Genomic DNA, 21,106 nt, shown 5'->3' with positions numbered 1-21,106 from the left:
ACTCTTGAAACCTCTTCTTAAAAAAAATTTCCAGATGTAATTTATGAAGAAGCGACAATAGCCAATAAAAATCTCCTTCATTATGGGAGTCACTCTTGATCAACAAAAAACGATCAAGATGTAAAAGTGATTTTAAACATGCTATTAACGTCGGATTCATTGAATCCCCCTTGAATCCGAACGAGTTGGAAAGAGAAGATCCCCCAAAGAATACTGATAACCGCCAGTCTACTATTAAACATTTTACTTTTATTTTACATCACTGCCGATACCACTAAGCATTCATTTTGAGCAACTGACGTTCTTCTTTTAATACTTGTAAGACTTTTGATGTTAAGGTTCTATCGAGCATTTTCTCTTCCTGCTTTACTACCTTCATTTCCTTATTGACTCTTTTAGTTACACCTTTCCATAATAAGATTCATTCATCTTTTACTTGCCTCTTTTATTATTACTTATTTCGGTGTGATATATTGAACCAACGAGGAACGAGCTAGATCATTGCCAATCACTCGGTAAGAAATCGTTGTACCACCATAAACGTTTGCTTCGGAAATTAAAATACCATTCGGTCCAACCGCTTCTACAAATGCGACATGACCATACCTGGGATCCGACCCCGCTGTCCCGTGGCTGAAAGAAATCAAGGTCCCGGCTTTTGGGGTTCGACTAACTTGATAACCTAATCTAAGACCAGTAGTTCCCCAATCTCCCCCATTTCCCATGTAATCATCTACACGACCACCTAATTGTGCGACTCGATTAAAGGCATACCAAGTACACTGACCTACAGGATAAGAACCAGAAGTATTATAATCTTTCCCATTATAAGCTGGGAAAGTCATTAACTCCCGATATTCATTTGGAACTTCTTCCAATCCTTTAATGAAGACACCACTTTGCCGTCTTCATACACATAATGAACCGTTTGTTTGACCTCTTTGGTCTCCGTAGATTCGATCATATTTGGCGAATAAGTGACAGTCACTTCGCGATCTTCTGATTCTGCAGTCAGACCTGTGACTTTATCAACCGTTTTTTGGTCCGCATTGTATTTGTCAATTTCTGGACTTAACACTTCATCAAACATCGTATCATCATCTTGGGCTTGCCATTCGCCATAGATCTTGTCACCAGTTGCTTCGTTGGTGGTGACGATTCTAGTGAACGTAACCGTGTCTACTTTATCTGGCGCGGCTTCTTTACCATCTTCATACACATAATGGATCATTCGCTTGACTTCTTTTGTCTCCGTAGATTCGATCATATTTGGCAAATAAGTGACGGTTATTTCGAAATCTTCTGATTCTGCCGTCAAATCAATGACTTTATCAACCATTTTTTGGTCTGCATTGTACTTGTCTATTTCTGGACTTAACACTTCGTCAAACGTTGTATCATCATCTTGGGCTTGCCATTCACCATAGGTATTTTTCCCTGTTGCTTCATTCGTTGTCACTGTGCGTGTAAAGGTCACCGTGTCTACTTTGTCTGGCGAGGCTTCTTTACCATCTTCATACACATAATGGATCATTCGCTTGACTTCTTTTGTCTCCGTAGATTCAACTATCTTTGGCGAGTACATGACAAATTCTTCAATATCTTCTGAATCGGCCTTTACATCGATAACTTCATCGATAAACTCCCTATCTGCATAGTAGTTGACTATCTCTGGACTTTTGACTAAATCAAATATCGTATCATCATCTCTTGCTTGCCATTCACCAAACGTTTCTTCGCCAGTGGCTAGATTCGTCCTTACTTCTCGAGTAAATTCAACTGTGTCTACTTTATCTGGAGCAGCTTCTGTACCGTCTTCATGCAAATAGTGAATGACTCGTGCGACAATTTTTCTTTCCTCATTACTTTCTATTTTAGGACTATAGATATACGTGACCGTTTGCGGAACATTGCTAAAGACAATTTTTTCCTCTCCTTGAACTTCCTTCAATGTATAGTTAGGGATCTCCTCAGGAACAACTTCAATTGAATCGCCAATATTTCCGCCAGTCAATACATTGTTTGATGGAATGGTTTCCTGTTCCTCAGCCATAACTTGTGCCAAAGGTGCCAACACAGGCTGACTTAACAAGATCGCCAATGACAAATAGCCCCAAAATTTCCTTTTCATAACATTCTCCTTTTATATTCGTTTAAATACGATACGCTTTCCTATCTTTCACCTATCTACAAACTTCGCCTTCTGATGATGGTGATGACTTGTTAATTACAACTTTTAGACACAGGATGCTCCTGTTCATTTTGATAGTATTGCATGGTTCATCATTCTGAACACGTCAACATTTGTATCAGAAATGACCAAACTTGTCAGGTTTCAACGAACAGGTTATTCAAACAAACAGATCGTTCACTTAACCTGCTTCTTCATGCTCCAAGCTTGGACTCGGTCAGTGTTCCAATCACTGATTTAAATTGTTATTTTTACACACATAAAAAGAGACACATAACATGCATCTCTTTAGGCGCCCCATTGTAAGTTCAGTCTATTATTGATTTTTTACTAGTTATCCCGATACTCGATCGTCAATCCTTTTAAAAAGTTGCGGGCATATTTGTCTAAGCATGGCTTGTAATTGCGATGGCCTTCTTTGCGTAAAATGGCGCCCAGTTCACCTTTTGAAACCGTAACTCCCGCTTGCTCGAAAATGTTCAGCATTTCATCCGTTGTTAGGGAAAGGGCGATTTTTATTTTCTTCAGCATCAAATTATTCACATTGCCATTGTTCAACTCTAAGACAGGTTCTGCAGCATCTGACTTTGTTCCTCGTTGCGAGCGAATCAAACCATTTAAGAAACGCTCAAAGGCTTCATTGGTACACTCAATCTCGTAGGTCTCAGGGTCTTTTTTCTTCAATAATTGTCTTACTTCTTCTTTCGTGAAAGAAGCGCCGCCAAGTTCAAAAATTTTCACCATGTCAGTATCTTTGATATCCAAAGCATAGCGTAAACGCGTCAAGCGATCATTGTGATTCATTCTATACACCATCCATTTCTTAGGTTGATTATAACAAATAAACCTAGACGAGTAATCCCGTTTTCGCTTTTTTACTCTAAGAACCCATTGTTTTCGTTCAAATGTATATCGATTCTCTCATTCTACTTCCTCCGCTATACTTGATTTAGGGAGTAAATTTATTCTAACAAAACAATAAACAAAAAAAAGCATCTGGTACGATGATGTTTTGGATTGCTTTATTGTTTTTATTTTGTATACAAAAGGGAGAGGAAAGAAATGAAGAAGTATGGGAAATTTTTGGTAATGATTGGGGTATCGACGGTGATTATGTTTTGTATGATGTATTTCAATGTCTATGCCCTCGATCATATTTTTTTCAGCCAAACCCGCCTGTTTATGGCACTTATGATGGGCGCGATGATGGCGATCATCATGCTATTGTTTATGTGGAAGATGTATGACAAAAAGAAAATGAATATCGGCATTCTAGTTGTCAGTGTTGCACTCTTTTTTAGTTCACTTTTTATGGTCAGAAGCCAAACTGCCGTGGGAGATACAGCCTGGATGAAAGCCATGATTCCCCATCATTCGATTGCGATTCTAACCAGTAAAAATGCCGATTTGTCTGATCCAAGAGTAAAAGAACTTGCAGAAAAAATCATCGACGCACAGGAAAAAGAAATCAAAGAAATGAAAGAATTGATCGAAGAGTTAGAAAACAAATAGCAATTTTATGTGCTCACTTAAAGAACCAGCAGATCAACTTTTTCCTCACGGATGAGAAGCCCTTCAAGCAATAGCTGAAGGGCTTCTTTTTTATCGTCAGCTACTTTCTTTCTACTGAAAAATCCTGACCGTTATTGCATCCGCTCTTGTTTGACTTTCTTATCCACAACATGACGCTTGGCAAGCTCTTGGCGAATAGCCGCTAAATCAATCCCCATTTCTGCCATTAAAACCAATGTATGATACGCCAAATCAGCAATCTCATAAACGGTTTCTTGACGGTCTTCCTTCATCGCCCCAATTACGACCTCGGTTGCTTCCTCGCCGATTTTTTTTAAGATTTTTTCACTGCCTTTTTCAAACAAGTAGCTGGTATAGCTGCCTTCTTGTGGCGTATCTTTACGACCTTTTATCAGCTCATACAACGCATCGATGGTTGGAGAGGATTTTGTACCATAAAGCACCTCTGTAAAGCAGCTTTCTGTGCCTGTATGGCAAGCGGGTCCGTCTTTTTTTACTTTGGCGACTAAGGCATCTTGATCGCAATCTGCGGTCAATGATACTAAATGCTGGTAATTGCCGCTAGTTTCTCCTTTGCGCCACAATTCTTGGCGACTGCGGGAATAAAAGGTCATCAATCGGTCCTTCAAGGTCAAGGTCAAACTTTCTTGGTTCATATAAGCCAAGGTCAAAACTTCATTCGTTTCCACATCTTGCACGATCACTGGAACCAATCCTTGTTTATCAAATCGTACTTGCACCATGTTATCCACTCCTTCTATTGCCTGTCAAAACGCCAACGCTATACGGTTCGTACGGGAATATCGACGGCCTGTAATTGTTTTTTTAGCTCTGGGATTTTTACCTCGCCATAGTGAAAAATCGAGGCTGCCAACCCTGCTTCAATATTTGGCAATTGAAACAGCTCGATAAAATCGGCACTTTTGCCAGCACCACCGGATGCGACGATCGGTAATTTGGTGATTTCGCTGACAGCTTTCAGCAAGTCGAGATCAAACCCCTGCTTCACGCCATCGGTATCCATGCTGTTGATGACTAGTTCACCAGCACCTAACTGCTCAGCTTGGTGAATCCACGCCAATGCTTCTAAGCCTGTATCTTCCCGTCCGCCTTTGGCAAACACATGCCAGTTCTCACCGACACGGCGAACATCAACGGATAAAACAACGCACTGGCTGCCATAGCGTTTCGCGCCTTCTGCGATCAGCTCTGGTCGGCGAAGCGCTCCCGAATTGACGCTGACTTTGTCGGCGCCACAGTTTAAGACTCGCTCAAAATCTGCTACTTGATTGATGCCACCGCCCACCGTCAAAGGAATAAACACTTCTGACGCCACGCGCTGCAAAATGTCCGTGAATAAGCCGCGTTCTTCTGCAGAAGCAGTAATGTCATAAAAAACCAGCTCATCGGCGCCTTGTTCATTGTAAAAACGCGCCAAAGTCACCGGATCATTGACATCTTTTAAGCCAGCAAAGTTGACCCCTTTCACGACTCGCCCATCTCGCACATCAAGGCAAGGAATGATTCGTTTGGCGATCATGACCTTTCCTCCCCTGCTGCTAAGACATCGGCCAATTGGAGACTGCCGTTATATAAGGATTTCCCGACGATCACGCCAGAGATCCCCAACTGTTTTAATCCTTTGATATCTGCCAATGAAGCCACGCCGCCAGAAGCCACGATGTCGCAATCCAATTGATTGAGTTTTTCGTATAAGGGCAGATTGATGCCTTCTCCTGTACCGTCACGGGAGATTTCGGTAAAGATGATCGTTTGCGCGCCCCATGCCACCAATTGTTGGCAAAAAGTAAACGCGTCTGTTGCCGTTTTCTCGAGCCAGCCTTCCACTGCCACTTTTTCTTCCTTGGCATCGACTCCAATGGCGATCTTATTGCCGTATTTCTTGAGCATCGCTTTTGTGAATGCTGGGTCTTTCTGGGCAATCGTGCCGAGGATCACCCGATGAACGCCTGCTGCCAAACAATGTTGGATCGTTTCTTCCTCACGAATCCCGCCGCCAACTTCGACAAACAGATTGGTCTGCTGGACGATATTTTTTGCGACATCAAAGTAATGGAGTTTGCCGGCTTTGGCACCATCTAAGTCGACGAGGTGCAGATAGTTGGCACCTTCTTCTTCAAAGGAACGAGCAAATGCCACTGGATCGTCCCCAAACACTTCTTTTTGCTCATAGTCTCCTTGGTACAAACGGACCACTTTTTGATCTAACAGATCGATTGCTGGAAAAATTTTCATAGCGGCACCTCCGTAAATGCTTTTAAAATCTTCAACCCGACTGCCCCGCTTTTTTCTGGGTGAAACTGAGTGCCGAAGACATTGTCTTTTTGCACGATACCGGGAATTGCTAGACCATAGTCACTGTCTGCCACGACATACTCTTGGCAATCAGTAGCAAAATAACTGTGGACATAGTAGACAAAGTCTTGTTCCCCTAGCCCGCTGACGAGGGGACTTTCTTTTCTGACAGTCAAACGATTCCAACCAATCTGCGGCACTTTCAGATTCAGTTTGGCTTCTTCAAAGGCGCATTGCATGGAAACGATCCGTCCTGGAATCAAACCGAGCCCCTCATGTGTGCCAAACTCCTCACTGCTATCAAACAACAGCTGCATCCCTAAACAAATGCCTAAAAAGGGTTTGCCAGCTGCTGCCAATTCTTGGATCGGTTCGATCAGCGACAACTCTGCTAACTTTTGGCGGGCATCGCCAAAAGCGCCTACGCCGGGTAAAAGAATGCGGTCGGCAGCTTTTAATTCTGCTAGTGAACGCGTGATTCGGCACTCAACACCCAAGAAGTCCAGCGAACGAGACAAGCTGAACAAATTGCCGACCCCATAGTCGATGATTGCTAACATAATACGCCCCTTTCCTTATCTCATCCCTCTGTGTGGAAGATACGTAATCATTTTCCCCCTCATGAATCACTGAATCGTCCCTTTGGTTGAAGGGATCTCATCTGGGGCTGCTTGATTGATCGCCACCGCTTCACCTAAAGCACGCCCAAACCCTTTAAAGCAAGCTTCCACAATGTGGTGGCTGTTTTTGCCAGCGATTTGATGGAGATGAATCGTAGCACCTAATTCACGGGCAAAAGCAATGAAGAATTCTTCAACCAACTCCGTATCAAACTGCTGCCCGATTTTTTCACTCGGTATCGCCAACTCTACGACTGCCATGCCGCGACCGCTAATATCGATCGCTGTCATAACTAAGGCTTCGTCCATCGGCAGCAGCATACTACCATAGCGTTTGATGCCTCGTCGCTCCCCAAGACTTTCTGAAAACGCTCGGCCAATGGCGATGGCAACGTCTTCTGTTGTGTGATGGGCATCCACTTCTGTATCGCCATCACAAACCAACGTCAAATCAAAGCGACCGTGGCGGACAAATAATTCCAGCATGTGGTCTAAAAACCCCACACCAGTCTTGATTGATTGCTGACCAGTACCATCGATCGTCAACTGCAGGTGGATCTTGGTTTCCGTCGTATTGCGGGTAACTTCTGCTTTTCTCATTCCTTCACCTCTTCTATGATCGTTGTTAGCACCGTCATCAGTCGTTCCATCTGGGCCTTCGTTCCTACCGTAATTCGTAAATACTCTTTGATGCGGGGCTGATTGAACCAGCGGACGAAGATTTTCTGCTCTTTCAGTGCCTGATACAACTCTTCACCGGCAATCGCAGGGTGCCTTGCAAACAAAAAATTCCCTTGGCTGTCGGTCTGCTCAAAGCCGAATTTCGCTAGGGCTTGCTTGCTCCACTCACGCACGTGGATCGTTGCTTGGATTTTCTCATCGACATACGCTTGTTCCTGCAAAACGGCTGCACCAGCGGCTTGGGTCAAACTATTGACATTGTACGGATTCAAGCTAAATTTCAACCGATTCAAGTCTTGGATCAGTCCTTCATTGGCAACCGCAAAGCCTAAGCGTGCTCCTGCCAGCTGCCGAGATTTCGAAAACGTCCCCACAACCAAGAGATTTGGGTATTGATCGATCAAAGAAACCATTGAAGAGCCGCCAAAATCGATATAGGCCTCATCGACTATCACTAAGCGATCGGGATGCCGTTTTAGAAAGGCACAGATTTCGCTTTGTTCTTGATAAACCCCAGTCGGGGCATTGGGATTGGCAAAAATGACGGTCCCTTTGAGTGAATCGTAGTCCGTTAACGCGATTGAGAAATCTTCTTGCAGCGGAACAACGGTAGCAGCGACTTGGTACAAGGCACTATATACTTGATAAAACCCGTAGGTCACATCGGGAAAGGCGATGCCGTTTTCCGTGAAGCCTTGAAAGAGGTAGGACAAGACTTCGTCACTGCCATTACCGAGAAACAGTTGGGCTGGCGTAACGCCAAGATAGGCAGCCAGAGGGTTTGTCACCACTTCAGCAGCAATATCCGAGTAACGATTCAGCTTTTGGGCGGCATCAGCAACCGCTGCTTGAACACTTGGCGCTGGCGGATAAGGACTTTCATTGGTGTTCAGTTTAATAACGACTTGCTCATCTACTTGTTCCCCCGGTGTATAAGGAGTCAGCTTGTGATACTTTTGATGTAAAAAGGTCATTTTTCTCCCTCTCTTCGTACATTGATCGAACGGGCATGGCCGATCAAGTCTTCGGTTTCCGCGAACAACGCTACAGCTGGACCAGCTGCTTTCATGGCTGCCTCTGGGTAATACAAATAACTGCTTTTCTTAATAAAATCATCCACTGATAACGGCGAATAGAAACGAGCTGTCCCTTCTGTCGGTAGGGTATGATTTGGTCCAGCAAAATAATCTCCCAGTACTTCCGGTGTATGGTGACCTAAAAAGACACTGCCCGCATTTTCTACTTGTCCCAATAATGCAAAAGGATCAGCCACCGCTAATTCAAGGTGTTCTGGAGCAATTTGATTGGTAATGGTAAGTGCTTCGGTCAAATCTTTGACCAGAATCAGCTTTCCGCTAGATTCAAGCGCCGCAGCAGCAATGTCTTTGCGGGGCAGTTGCTTCAGCTGCAACTCAAGCTCGGCTTGGACTTCTTCAATCAAAGCTGCTTCTGTTGTGACTAAGATGGCTTGCGCTAAGGGATCATGCTCGGCTTGTGCCAAAAGATCCGCCGCCAGCCAGCGAGGATTTGCGCTGGCATCAGCGAGGATCAGCACATCGCTGGGCCCTGCGATCATATCGATATCAACTTCGCCGTACACCATTTTTTTCGCTGTGGCGACATAAATATTTCCCGGTCCGACGATTTTGTCGACTTTGGGAATTGTTTCTGTTCCATAAGCCAATGCCGCTACGCCATGGGCCCCACCGACTTTGTAGATTTCATCCACTCCGGCAACGGAAGCTGCCGCTAAAATAGCAGCCGGAACTTTTCCCTGACTGTCCGTCGGTGTGATCATAACGATTTTTTTGACCCCGGCGATTTTTGCCGGCAGGACATCCATCAAAACCGTACTTGGATAAGCTGCTGTGCCGCCAGGAACATAGACCCCGACTTTTGTTAATGGTAAGACCCGCTGTCCCATCACAACGCCATTTTCCTTCGTTAAGACAAAGCCTTGCTGGACTTGTTTTTGATGAAATGCCAAAATGTTTTCTTTCGCCTGTTCCATCACATTAAGCAGCTCGGGTGAGACGGCATGGACAGCCGCGTCTATCTCCCTTGGACTGACGGTTAAGGAAGACAAGGTCACTTGATCGATTTCCTCAATTAATTGAAACAACGCCTGATCTCCTTGCTGCTGAACACGGGCAATGATTTGGGCGACAATGGTTGAAACATCTTTCGTTTCCGACTGTTTCCTTGCCACAATCGTTTCGATCGTATCTTTTTGGGTCGAAAAAATTCTCATAATTGCTCCCTCACCTTCTCAATCACTGTTTGAATGCGTTCTTGCTTGAAACGCCACGTGGCGTGGTTGATCACTAAGCGCGCTGAAGACGGCGCGATGTCTTGGATCACTTCTAAATCATTTTCCTTTAGTGTCGTCCCCGTTTCGACGATGTCAACGATCACATCGGAGAGACCTAATAAAGGGGCCAATTCAATCGATCCATGCAGTTGGATCAATTCCACCGAGCGACCTAACCCTTGATAAAACTGGCGAGTGATCTGCGGATATTTTGTAGAGACCCGCAGCGGTCGGGAGAAATCTTCCTCGAAATCCTTACGCGCCGCTACGGCCAAACGGCAGACCCCCATATGCAAATCAAGAAATTCGATGACTTCCGCCTTGCTTTCCATTAAAATATCTTTGCCTACGACACCGATATCCGCCACTCCGTGCTCCACATAGATTGCTACATCGCTAGGCTTGACTAAGAAAAAGCGCAGCTTGTTTTCTTCATCACAAAAAATTAGTTGGCGATTGTCTTTAAAGACGCCTTGCGCAGCGACTCCGGCTTTCGTGAACAAATCGTATACGGCATCCCCCATGCGGCCTTTTGGCAGCGCAATGTTCAAATAGCCTGAACTTTCGTTGTCAGTCGGCAACTTTTGCCCTACATGGTTGAGCTTCATACCAAACCCGATCGCTCCTTGCGCTTTGCCTTGCCGACTCATTAAGCGATCATAACGGCCCCCATATAAAATCGTCTCTCTTGCTTCTTCGATAAATCCTTGAAACAGCAAACCACTGTAATAATCGGCATCATTTAAAATCGAAAAATCCAACCTTATCCGAATGGAGGCTGACAGTTGTTCTTTTTGCAGAGCTTGATACAGTTGGTTCAGTTCTGCTAAACCAGCTTGTGCTTGGGGATATTCTGCCAGCAGCTCTTTGGCTTTTTGATACTTGGTTTCAAAATCACCTGACAAACGTACCAGTTTCGCTAATTTTTCAGCTTCTGTTGCTGATAAGCCAGCCTTTTCAGTCAGTGCATCCATGCCATGAGAACTCTTGTCCCGCAGGCAGTGCAGTACCTTTTGTCGATCCGCTTCGGGGAAGCGTTGGCAGATACCGTCCAAAATCCCCATATGGGACAGATCTAAGGTCCCTTTTCCCACCTGAGCCAAACTTTCCCACGCCAGTTTTACAACCTCCAGTTGATCTTCCCACGTGATTTGGTCAATGAGCTCCAAACCGATTTGATCTATTTTTTGGTATTCCCCAGCTTGACGATCCTGTCGATAGACATCTTCCACGTAATACACTCTACGCGCCTCTCCAGACGGTGTATTTTTGGCAATCGACAAGGTAACATCGGGTTTTAGAGCCATCGTCCTGCCATCCGTGCCTGTAAATGTGATGATGGAAGAACCACGCAAAAACTGATCATTTTGCTGATAGTTGCGATACTCTTCAAAGTTGTTCGAGTGATAAGGTGAAAAATGATGCTGCGTATACAATTTTCTTAATTTCAGTTCGACTTGTTCGGCTGGTTTCAATACATTCCATAACTCTTCCACACTTATCACTCCTATTTCATGCCACTGATCCGGCTTTCTCACTGTTAAAGCCACGCTTTATCATCGATTCACCATCAGTTTTTCTAATAATACTAATGGTTTTGCCATAAATAAGCAATGTTATTTTTCGAAATATTCTGGATTTTTTCGATACAATTCATTGGTAGAGACAAAGAAAGGGCATCAAATAAAAAAGCCCTGCTGAAAATTCAGGACAGGGCTTTCACTTGAAGGTATAGTTGATGTCCGCGTTAAGAAGCTTGAAAAAGAAATGATTGGGAACCCATTATTGAACTGAAAATATATAATCGCTGCTATTTACTTTTTGCTGTATCGTCTGAGCAAATGGTTCATGATCAGCTGTGTTTGTGACAATGATGGGGATCGTTAGATCATAGCCTGCTGCACTGATTTCTTTTTCGTCAAAAGAAATCAGTTTTTCTCCAGCTTTAACGTATTGATTTTCAGCTACATAAAGAGTAAATCCTTTTCCATCTAAATGAACCGTGTCGATCCCGATGTGGATCAAAAGTTCGACCCCATTTTCACCTCTTAAGCCAATCGCATGCTTGGTGGGTGTAGTCATAATCACATAACCATCAAAAGGAGCGACTATGGTCTCATCAGAAGGAATGATCGCCACTCCGTCCCCCATCATTTTTTCCGAAAACATCGGGTCCTTGACTGTCTCAAGGGAAACAACGCTTCCCGATATTGGACTGCTGACTTTCAAAGCATCTTCGGCTTTACTCATTTGACTTACTTGAACTCTTTTTCGTTCTAAGAGAATCGTTGTAGTAAAAGAAACGCATACTGCTAGAAGAATGACGACAATTGCAAACCAAAAATTGCTATTGAATCCAGAACCATCTGTCGGGATAAAAGTCGGGATCGCAACCAGACCTGGTGAAACAACTGCATATTGTTTTAGTTGAACAAATCCTGCCATGATCCCACCTACTGCACCACCTAGAATCGCTCCTATAAAAGCACTTCGATAGTTGATCAAGATGCCAAAAATAGCCGGCTCGGTGATCCCCATCACACCAGTCAGTCCTGAAGAAAGAGCCAATGCTCGTTTTTCAGTATTTTTTTCTGTATAAGAAATAGCTAAGGCTGATGCACCCACGGCAACGTTAGCTGCTAGCATAGCCGGCATAACAAATGAATCATAGCCGTAGTCCCCTAACATAGCAAAGACCAAGGGGAACAACGCTTGATTGGTGCCGGTCATGACCAATAGCGGAGTCATTGCTCCTAAGACACCAACTGAAAACCAACCGAGTTTGTCGTATAAAAAGCTCAACCCACTAGCAATGTATCCGCCCACTGCATTTCCAATTGGCCCTAATACAATTAATGTGACAGGCACTGTAATTAAAATAACTAATAATGGCTTGACGAAATACTTGATCGATTGCGGAATACACTTATCCCCGATTCGATCCATTACCGCCATAAACAAAACACCAAATATTACGGGAATAGTCGTTGTATTATAGCTCATCGTTGGGATAACGATTCCTAAGAAATTCAATCCTTCCACGCCATTGATCAATGAGTGGACGAGGATCGCACCTAGGAACATACCCATCAAACCATTGATACCAAGTTTTCTAGCAGCACTATACCCAATATAAATCGGCAGAAAATAAAAACCCGCATCGTTGATGGCATTTAAAATCGTGTAGGTCCCGCTGTCAGCTGCAAGTCCGAAAAAGGTCACACCAATATTCAATACCGCCGATACCAGCCCAGCAGCTACCAATACGGGCAGAACCGGAACGAAGGTTCCACTGATAAAATCGACAATCAGTAAGCCGTAGTCTTTGAGGGTGCGCTTCGTTTTTCGTTCCTCCTTCGCCTGACCATTCATTTGATTTCGCTCTTCTGTAAAAATTGCATACACTTTTGGCACATCCGGACCGATGATCAGTTGAACTTCATGTCCTCTTCTCACTGTGCCCAAAATGAGTTTGTTTTCTTTTAATTGCTTGTCATCAAAAGCGGTCGGATCACTTAGCTGTAGACGAAGCCTAGTAGCACAGTGATTGACTGTTTGAACATTTTCGATTCCTCCGATATTTTTTATAATATACGCAACCAGTTCATGATAGTTTGACATAGTGATTCATCCTCACTTTATTTTATAAACCGCTTTCATTAAAGTAGTTTTTGGAGCGATAGAAGCTCTTTCTTCTATCGCTCATTTCTCATCCTTTTGGACGTGCTAACGTTTGACCATTTGATTGGATCACTTCTTTATACCAATAGTAAGAATCTTTCGGGATTCTACGTAAATCCAGTAAGTCTTCATCAGTTGTATTGATATAGACAAGTCCATATCGCTTCGCCATCCCATTGCCTGTACTCAAAAGATCAGTAAAGGACCATGGATTATAACCAAAGACTTTTGCGCCATCTTCAATCGCCAATCCGACTTGATAAATCTGATCATTTAAAAAATCGATTCGTTCTTGATCATGTACTTGTCCATCCTCACCCAGCGTCTCATGCGCCCCGTAGCCATTCTCAGTAATCACCATTGGTAAATGATAGTGGTCTTCCATATAGCGTAACAAGTAACGCATAGCAACTGGATCGATCTCCCAATCCCAATCGGTTGTCTCGACAAAAGGATTGACCGTTTGCGCAAAAATCCCTGGATAATTTGGGTAAACAAATTCCCCTTTTTTCCCCGATTTGTTCAACCCAATTTCTTGATGATCGGATGCCACTGGTGACTCCTTCGCTACGTTGCTACGGTAACAGTTGATGCCGAAAAAGTCGATTTTTGCTTGTGCAACCAATTCCATATCCCCAGGGCGAATATCGGGATCAATATTATTTTCTTTCCAATAACGTTTAATAAAACCATTGTATTCACGATTTGCATTAAAATCATTCCAGATTTTTTCCGTCAGTTCTTCTGCATTCATCGCTGCAATCTGATCTGCTGGTTTTGCTGACTCAGGATAAAACGGAACCATCCCAGGAACCGGGCCGATCTTGCCGTCTTCAACCAATTCATGACACGCAATCACCGCTTTTGCATGACATAGGTTCATAATATGATTGACTTTCCACTTATCTTCAAACCAAGTCTCTGGGTATTTGCATACTCCTAACCAGTCTCCATAGACAATTTGCATGTTTTGCTCATTAATTGCCAGCCAGTATTTCACACGATCGCCGAATGACTCAAAACAGGTTCTAACATATTGGTCAAATGCATCAATGATGCCTCGGTCGTACCAACCATTAAATTCTTCGTCAACCCAGACTGGCATATCGTAGTGATACAAAGTGACGATTGGAGTAATGCCATGTTCAACTAATTCATCAATCAGCTGATTATAAAAGTCAATGCCTAATTGATTGGGCACCCCTGAATTATCAGGATAGATCCTAGGCCAAGCAATCGAAAAGCGATATGAAGTAAAGCCCGCATCAGCCATTAATTGGACATCTTCTTTGTATTTATGGTAATGATCAGCGGCAATCGAATTATCTGTATAGGGCTTTTTCTTTTTGCTGTTTAAGTCGATGATCGCAGTTGAACGCCCATCTTCTGCTACAGCCCCTTCAACTTGCCACGCAGCACTTGAAGCGCCCCATAAAAAATCCTTTGGAAATAGTGGTTTATCTTTATAATGCATGCCCATTGCCTTCTCTCTTAAATTTAAGTAAATAACCATTGAATAGTAGATCAAGTACGAAATCAATGCCATACGTATAGTAAAGCAGCTCAGTGATTTCTTTCTCATGTGTTTGTGAACTTAAATGATACAATTTATCAAAATAGCGGTTATAGATCGGGTTTCTATTATTTGTAAACAAAATCGTTGGTGCCTTGACCTCTTTTAGTATTTCAAGCATAGAAGAGACGAAGAGACCCGATAGCGAAAAAACAATGATCAAGGGATCTTGGCAATGTTCCAAGGCTAATGTCAGATCGCTCTTTGATGTTAATAAAGTAATTCTTTTACCAAAGATAACCATTCGCTGCTGGAAAGTTTTTACACTACCAGTAATATTGCTTGAACACAAAATCATAACTTCCCGGCTATCATTGATTAATCGGACAAGACGATCGACTTCTTGTGTATTAAACCGCAGACTTAATTCTTCCATTAGCGAAGTAATATTGGCTTGAAGCTTAGGCAAAAAATCAGAGTAGCCGTAAAACTTTAGAAATTCATTGATTCCATCATCAAAAGTTTCCGCGTTTTTTTTCATATCTAAAAAGTTCTCGTAGCCCAATTGTTTCGCAAATCGTCGAATGGAGGCCCGCGATACATGCTGCTCTTCTGCAATCTGATAAATGTTCCATCGAGTCACGCTTTTGAAGTTCTCTAAGAAAAATTTAGCAAGTTCAAATTCAACCGTCCCTACTTCATTTTCGTTCACAATATGATTTAACTTATAAATGAAATTCAATCGATTATTATCCATTTTTTTAATCTCCCTTGGCCAAGTTTGATTGTATCTAAATTATAACGTATCCGTTTCCAATATTGGGGTGCATGTCTTGTCCCCAGTTAAATCTTATCTAGAAATAAAAAAAGAGGCACAGAATTCGGCTTCTGTCCCCTTTTACCTATTGTATGTTGTATAGTCACTGATAGTACTTCTTTCTAATCAGAGTCTTCTTCACAAGAATGAAGCAAAAAACTACTCTGTCGATCACTTTACAGGTCTTCTGAACTTTGTTGCTATGAAACCTGACTAGCATAAAAAAGCATGTGCTAATCATGTTTTTTAGTAGCTACACGAGGCCGTGCTTTTGGAGCGCTTGCGCAATCCCGCCGTCTTCTGGTCGAGCCGTCACCTCGTCAGCTACTGCCAATAGCTGTTCACAGGCATTGCCCATTGCAATTCCCGTCGCAACAGCTTCAAACATTTCGACATCATTATGGCCGTCACCAAACGCCAAGGTATCTTTGTTATCGATCCCTAGATGGTTCAAGAGAAAATCGATGGCTGTTTTCTTGTGGATATTCTTGATGCCGATCTCGCCGCTATCTTTGCCAAAAACAGGTACCGTACTTCGAATCATTTGGAATTGTTCGTGGTATTGGTCATGGACCTGTTCATAAGGAATGGAATGATTGATGAAGGAAACTTTGTTCACGTCATCGTAATCGATTTTCGCTTCGTCCTCAATCAGTAAATCAAGGAACCACTGAATAGTTTGAACGCGTTGTTTTCCTGCTTCACTTTCAACAGACTCACCTGCTAAGACGATCTCCAGCAAACGATTTCTTAGATTGGTACTTGCAAATAAACCTTGGTTCGATTCCAAGTAATACTCGATTTGGTTTTCTTTTAAGAAATCAATCAATCTTAATAAAGCTTCTTTTTCAAAAACTTTGTGCAAAATCACCTCATTATGCACCTCACAATAACCGCCGCCGGCACCAATCATCCCACTTAGGGGCAGTGCCAACACGTCTTCTGTAATTTCGGCCTTTGAACGACCGGTACATAAGAAAAATTCATGGCCTTTCTTATGTGCCGCTGTGATCGCTTGGCGTGCACTTTCTGGTACATTTCCAGCATCATCACATAATGTTCCATCTACATCTAAAAAGACAATTTTTTTCGTCAAATCATTCCCTCTTTTCTCACTCAATCAATAAAGCGCTCACATGAACGTACTTGCCGAACACAAGGTGTCAAGATCAGCTCCTTAGAATTAGTATAACAAATCACAAGGAAAGTGCGCTAGACTATTTTACTAGATCATAAGATGGGATTCTGTTATTGTGATCCCTCTTTCTATTCCTCTACTCCCGTGTTCATCGCGTTATTGCTCCATGTGTTCTTTCTTGAGATGGTTGAATTATCCTAAAATATGCTTACTCCTCACTTAAATAAATTAAACTCCATTTTGGTACTTGATTGTTTTTTTGACCTGTAAGCTCGCGATAATAAGATTTTTTATCATTTTTGATCATACAAATAATTTCATGCTCATCCATACAAAACTCTTTGCATAGGTTTGTTCTACTATTTTCAAAAAGTTCCAGTAAAATTTGAATCTGCGCATCTATTGCTAGAAGTGCTTTGAGCTGATCAAATAAATTTTTTGATCGATCATAATAAATGTACTCAAATTCATTGCAGAGTTCTTGATAAAAATGAAAAATTTTGGGGAAATCTGTCATTACCCCTAAACTTAGCAACACTTCTTTTGAATAACACAAATAGTCTTTCGGTTCCTTGATATTTTCTGATATCATATCCTTACTCCTTTACATCTATTTTTTTTTGGTGAAAGTAGCGCTATCCCTTCTGCTCGCTTTGATTTTCTTCCGATAGTTTTTTTAATTGAAGCTTTGCTGTCCAAAAACCACTAAAAATGATTGGGTCTTTAGCTCTTACCAATGCAGACACATTAAGAAAATCAGTTACGCCTATTATAGTTTCCCTTTCAGATTCTCTTATAATTACTTTTTATTAAATAAAAGAAATAAGAGTGAAAAAGAGGCGGCCCCGTTCCCTTCTGCTAAAAAGTAGTGCCCGAATGCAACTAGATCGTCTCTAATGACAAGAAAATGACTATAATATCCACAAAAATCAACAGATAGCTAAAATTGTTGCTTCATGTAAATAGACGCCCCATATCCATACCAACAAAAAAAACCAATAATCGAATCTATCGATCATTGGTCGAAACCTCAAATATACTGCTGGAAGAAGACGTTCAGTCCATTCTATTTTTCACGCTACAGATCAAAAATAGAAATGATTTTTAAACTGTATCAGTAAAAATAGATCAAGCATAGATATAATCTAAAATATCCTGCGGCGCTTCTGCCAAAGCATCTGGTTTTTCAGCGGAAAGTTTTTTCGCATCGTGGCTGCCCCAGGTAACAGCGATGGTTTTGACACCGGCTGCTTTGCCCATCTGGATATCAAAAATAGCATCTCCTACCATGATCGTCCTTGTCGGATCAAACTGATACTGAGTTACTACTTTATTGATTCCTTCTGGATGAGGCTTGTAGTGGGACACCGCATCTGAGCCGATGATTTCTTCAAAGAACGCCACCAGGTTCTGAGCAGCCAAATTTCGTTTGACGACCGCTGTCTTCTTACTTGAAACCACGAAACAAGGAACCTTTCGTTTCATTAAGATTTCTAGGACATGGGGAATTTCAGGAAATACGTTCAAGGTACTTTCCTCGTATGTTTGATAATAGGTACGAAAAACCCGAATCAGTTCCGTTGCTGTTTCTTGATCCAATGGCTGTTCTGACATTTTAAAAAACGATTCTTCGATCGGTATCCCCATGTAATGTTCAATGACTACCTCACTCGGTACTTTGAGTCCCATCTCTGTAAAAGCTGCTTTTGTCGCCTTGATGCTGCATTCTCTCGAATCTAATAGGGTTCCGTCTAAATCAAATATCACACACTCAATCTTCTTCACGACATTTCCTCCTCTGAAAGATACTACAGCACGTTTCTCCAAAGTGCTTTTTAAATCCTGTAGTATTCCTTTTCATTACTGATTATCTCTATTTTAACACTAAAAAAAAGCATTATCATAATTTTCGATACCATCATTTATTTAATACTAATATTTTTATATAAAAAACGACTCAATTTGAAAACAGAGTCGTTTCTACCTGAAAAGCAGTCGAAGCTACAAAGAGGTCTATTCGTGAGAAATAAGGCTTCGATGCTCTTTTGATCACACAATTTTCTTTTTATTGTAAGATATAGCCTTTGCCCCAAGCGGTACGAACCCGTTTTTCAGTGTAGTCGTATTCATCTAATTTTTCATTGATTCGTTTCGCTAATATCGACAACTGAGATTTTCTCGAGTTTGTTCCACCATTTCCCCAAATTTTCCAACACAGGTCTTCTCGGTTAATAAATTGCTCTTCTCCTAAATTGTTAAAAAAGATCTGTTCTTGTAGACTAAGAAATTTAGGAAAGGATTCTTTCGTGACGGATGCTTTTTCTAACTTACGACTAATTGGTGGTAGTGCAGCCAAAAATTCTCTCAGCTCGACAAAAGAGCGATTCAGGTACGTGGCATTTTCAGCTTTTTCCATCCTACCTTCTTGTTCAATATTCCCTGGCAAGATACGGACGATTCGTTTTTGATAATAAGGAGCCAACGCCTGATTGATCAATAAAAATTCTGGATCTGCAATCGTTTCACTGACAAATAAGCAGTCAAATAATTTGGCGCTTTCTATCAACCATTCCGCCTCTTCTGTATTTTTCCCTACGAACACTTCATGACTCAAAATCTGTAACTCCCGCTGCAAATCAATCTCATATGATATATTTTTCGTCAGTATAATAATTCTCATGACACATCCTGCTTTCTTTCCCTTTTATTCAGAAATCATCTACTGAATCCTTTCCGACTCATTTCTGAATGCTTTATGTTGACATTATTACTTATTTTTATCAGCTTGAGGTGTCATTTTTTGTTCATAAATGATAGTCTACTGTCATGTTTTGTTGGAAGGAGCACCATTCGTTTCATGATTCGTTTTCTCGAGAGCTAATAAAAAAGCAACCTGTTGGTCAGGTTGCCTTATTAGTCATTTTGATTTTCTTTTTGCTGCTCCCACTTCAAATCTAACAGCTCCAGCATTTCATGGTAGGCGGTTTCTATGCGCTGTCGTTTTTCTTCAGGAACACGTTTGGCGTATTGTCCATCCGGTAGATAATCTTCGGCCAAGTAAACTTGAAAATCAAAGGCCTGTAAGACGCCGTATTCTGGATCATAATAGGTACGATCAGGGATCGGCTCTTTGGAGACCCAAGTTGGATGTAAGGCAATCTTACTTAAATAGGTCCGAGCTCCCTGTTTGGTGATCTCAACTTCTGGAATGACGCCGCGTTCGGTCCAATAGTTGTTATTGACGGTTTCATAACGTTGATTCGACAATAAGTTCCCCATTGAATAAATGATAAATTTCTTTTCACCGTCCTTTTCGATGATTTCGGTTGGTTCTGCTACATGCGGATGGCCGCCGAAAATAATATCAGCACCAAAATCAATCATCTTCCGATAAACAGTTTGTTGTTCTTCCGTTGGTTCTAAAGAATACTCGACACCAGACTGAGGCATCACGATGGTGATATCCGCCAAGGTTTCCGCTTCTTTGATCTCTGCTTCCACTTTATCGAGGGACAAGTCTTTCAAATAAGTGTCATACTCTGCTTGAGTTAAGCTTTCTTCAAGTCCATTGAAGCCATAGGCATAGGCCAAGAGAGCAACTTTGATCCCGTTGACTTCTTTGACCAAAATTCCACTATTGTCGACCGTGACACCAATCGTTGCCAACCCTTGATCGTGAAAAGCAGCCGCCGTTGTTTTGACTCCTTCGATTCCCGTATCTAAGATATGATTATGAGCAAGATCGATCACATCAAAGCCAGCGTCTTTGATGCTGGCAACGGCATCGATAGGCGCGTTGAATAAGGGAAAACCGCCAAGTGGTTTATTAGGATTGATGGTTCCTTCAAAATCACCCAGAGCAAGATCCGCCGATGCAATTAACGGTTTGACTTGCTCAAAATCATTGTCAAAATCATAACGCTTTCCATCGTAAGCGCTTAAATAAACAGGTGTATGATAGAGCATATCGCCACTAGCTGTCACTGTGATGGTTTTTACTTCTGGCTTTGTTTCGGTAGAACTACTTGATTCTTGCATTGGCTTAGTCGGTTTTGTCGATTCTGCGGTAAGACGCTGTTCGGGGATGCTTGTCGCTTGAATCACTAGATAAATCACTCCGAATGTGATTGCCAATAATGCTACACTTAACCCAGCAATGATCCGCTGCCTTTTCTGATGTTCCTGTCTTCGTTGCTGTCTCATGAACCCACCCTTTCAATGTCCTTTTTCCCAAATTTTTATTCTATTACAATCGAAAGAGAGTGCTTCTATTCCCTTTCGCACAACATTCACTAAATAATATCT

The 21,106-nt window shown here is 42.1% G+C and carries 19 protein-coding genes and 1 pseudogene; 1 reads left to right on the top strand and 19 read right to left on the bottom strand.

Translation table 11 applies throughout. The features are described from left to right. Positions 1-455: 455 nt before the first annotated feature. The 3 genes and pseudogenes from IGJ17_RS03420 to IGJ17_RS03410 form a co-directional block, all read right to left on the bottom strand. Positions 456-902, bottom strand: a pseudogene (locus IGJ17_RS03420) (CHAP domain-containing protein); the annotation flags it as partial. Further along, positions 845-2,053: a mucin-binding protein gene (locus IGJ17_RS03415; protein ID WP_223347177.1), complete on the bottom strand. Its 1,209-nt coding sequence runs from the start codon at positions 2,051-2,053 to the stop codon at positions 845-847. The gene IGJ17_RS03415 and the pseudogene IGJ17_RS03420, both read right to left, overlap by 58 nt. 468 nt (positions 2,054-2,521) lie before the next feature. Then, a complete protein-coding gene (locus tag IGJ17_RS03410; protein WP_086299161.1) occupies positions 2,522-2,995 on the bottom strand; it encodes a DUF1456 family protein in 474 nt (157 codons plus the stop codon). A 258-nt stretch (positions 2,996-3,253) separates the two neighbouring features. Here IGJ17_RS03410 and IGJ17_RS03405 point away from each other — a divergent pair, with 258 nt between their 5' ends. Beyond that, complete coding sequence (locus IGJ17_RS03405) at positions 3,254-3,703, top strand: DUF305 domain-containing protein (protein WP_086333051.1); 450 nt, start codon at positions 3,254-3,256, stop codon at positions 3,701-3,703. 131 nt (positions 3,704-3,834) lie between these two features. On the opposite strand, the gene hisIE is transcribed toward IGJ17_RS03405, so the two are convergent. The 16 genes from hisIE to IGJ17_RS03325 form a co-directional block, all read right to left on the bottom strand. After that, complete coding sequence (hisIE, locus tag IGJ17_RS03400; RefSeq protein WP_005237439.1) at positions 3,835-4,467, bottom strand: bifunctional phosphoribosyl-AMP cyclohydrolase/phosphoribosyl-ATP diphosphatase HisIE; 633 nt, start codon at positions 4,465-4,467, stop codon at positions 3,835-3,837. A 38-nt stretch (positions 4,468-4,505) separates the two neighbouring features. After that, on the bottom strand, positions 4,506-5,264 hold the full coding sequence (hisF, locus tag IGJ17_RS03395) for an imidazole glycerol phosphate synthase subunit HisF (RefSeq protein WP_086316936.1): 759 nt from the start codon (positions 5,262-5,264) through the stop codon (positions 4,506-4,508). Further along, positions 5,261-5,980: a 1-(5-phosphoribosyl)-5-[(5-phosphoribosylamino)methylideneamino]imidazole-4-carboxamide isomerase gene (gene hisA, locus IGJ17_RS03390; protein WP_086333049.1), complete on the bottom strand. Its 720-nt coding sequence runs from the start codon at positions 5,978-5,980 to the stop codon at positions 5,261-5,263. Before hisA ends, hisF begins: the two co-directional genes overlap by 4 nt. Then, a complete protein-coding gene (gene hisH, locus IGJ17_RS03385; protein ID WP_086333048.1) occupies positions 5,977-6,600 on the bottom strand; it encodes an imidazole glycerol phosphate synthase subunit HisH in 624 nt (207 codons plus the stop codon). Before hisH ends, hisA begins: the two co-directional genes overlap by 4 nt. Positions 6,601-6,666: 66 nt before the next feature. Continuing rightward, complete coding sequence (gene hisB / locus IGJ17_RS03380; protein WP_005225202.1) at positions 6,667-7,260, bottom strand: imidazoleglycerol-phosphate dehydratase HisB; 594 nt, start codon at positions 7,258-7,260, stop codon at positions 6,667-6,669. Next, the gene (hisC, locus tag IGJ17_RS03375; RefSeq protein ID WP_005237444.1) at positions 7,257-8,315 is read right to left on the bottom strand and encodes a histidinol-phosphate transaminase; all 1,059 of its coding nucleotides are present in this window, start codon (positions 8,313-8,315) and stop codon (positions 7,257-7,259) included. Before hisC ends, hisB begins: the two co-directional genes overlap by 4 nt. Next, complete coding sequence (gene hisD / locus IGJ17_RS03370; protein ID WP_086333047.1) at positions 8,312-9,592, bottom strand: histidinol dehydrogenase; 1,281 nt, start codon at positions 9,590-9,592, stop codon at positions 8,312-8,314. The genes hisC and hisD overlap by 4 nt, the downstream gene beginning before the upstream one ends. Beyond that, positions 9,589-11,148 carry an ATP phosphoribosyltransferase gene (gene hisG, locus IGJ17_RS03365; RefSeq protein WP_034878755.1) on the bottom strand — a complete coding sequence of 520 codons (1,560 nt, stop codon included), beginning with the start codon at positions 11,146-11,148 and terminating at the stop codon, positions 9,589-9,591. The genes hisD and hisG overlap by 4 nt, the downstream gene beginning before the upstream one ends. Positions 11,149-11,434: 286 nt before the next feature. After that, positions 11,435-13,273: a glucose PTS transporter subunit IIA gene (locus IGJ17_RS03360; protein ID WP_139960334.1), complete on the bottom strand. Its 1,839-nt coding sequence runs from the start codon at positions 13,271-13,273 to the stop codon at positions 11,435-11,437. An 88-nt stretch (positions 13,274-13,361) separates the two neighbouring features. Beyond that, positions 13,362-14,807, bottom strand: a complete 1,446-nt coding sequence (locus IGJ17_RS03355; protein ID WP_005237448.1) for a glycoside hydrolase family 1 protein — start codon at positions 14,805-14,807, stop codon at positions 13,362-13,364. Then, positions 14,797-15,603, bottom strand: coding sequence for a MurR/RpiR family transcriptional regulator (locus IGJ17_RS03350; protein ID WP_005237449.1), 807 nt, complete (start codon positions 15,601-15,603; stop codon positions 14,797-14,799). The genes IGJ17_RS03355 and IGJ17_RS03350 overlap by 11 nt, the downstream gene beginning before the upstream one ends. Before the next feature lie 313 nt (positions 15,604-15,916). Next, positions 15,917-16,759: a Cof-type HAD-IIB family hydrolase gene (locus IGJ17_RS03345; protein WP_034878757.1), complete on the bottom strand. Its 843-nt coding sequence runs from the start codon at positions 16,757-16,759 to the stop codon at positions 15,917-15,919. Positions 16,760-17,009: 250 nt separating this feature from the next. Next, positions 17,010-17,393 (bottom strand): DUF7006 family protein, encoded by a 384-nt coding sequence (locus IGJ17_RS03340; RefSeq protein ID WP_005237452.1) that lies wholly within the window; start codon positions 17,391-17,393, stop codon positions 17,010-17,012. A gap of 536 nt (positions 17,394-17,929) precedes the next feature. Continuing rightward, entirely contained in the window at positions 17,930-18,586 is a 657-nt protein-coding gene (locus IGJ17_RS03335) for an HAD family hydrolase (RefSeq protein WP_042891036.1), read from the bottom strand. A 280-nt stretch (positions 18,587-18,866) separates the two neighbouring features. Next, the gene (locus IGJ17_RS03330) at positions 18,867-19,481 is read right to left on the bottom strand and encodes a hypothetical protein (RefSeq protein ID WP_005237455.1); all 615 of its coding nucleotides are present in this window, start codon (positions 19,479-19,481) and stop codon (positions 18,867-18,869) included. A gap of 233 nt (positions 19,482-19,714) precedes the next feature. Next, positions 19,715-21,004 (bottom strand): CapA family protein, encoded by a 1,290-nt coding sequence (locus IGJ17_RS03325; protein ID WP_016620579.1) that lies wholly within the window; start codon positions 21,002-21,004, stop codon positions 19,715-19,717. Between the last annotated feature and the right edge of the window lie 102 nt (positions 21,005-21,106).

Source organism: Enterococcus sp. DIV1096b (assembly GCF_050498765.1).
GTDB lineage: Bacteria > Bacillota > Bacilli > Lactobacillales > Enterococcaceae > Enterococcus_D > Enterococcus_D entomosocium.
Note: the sequence above shows the minus strand (reverse complement) of the source record. Positions and strands in the feature narration are given on the sequence as shown.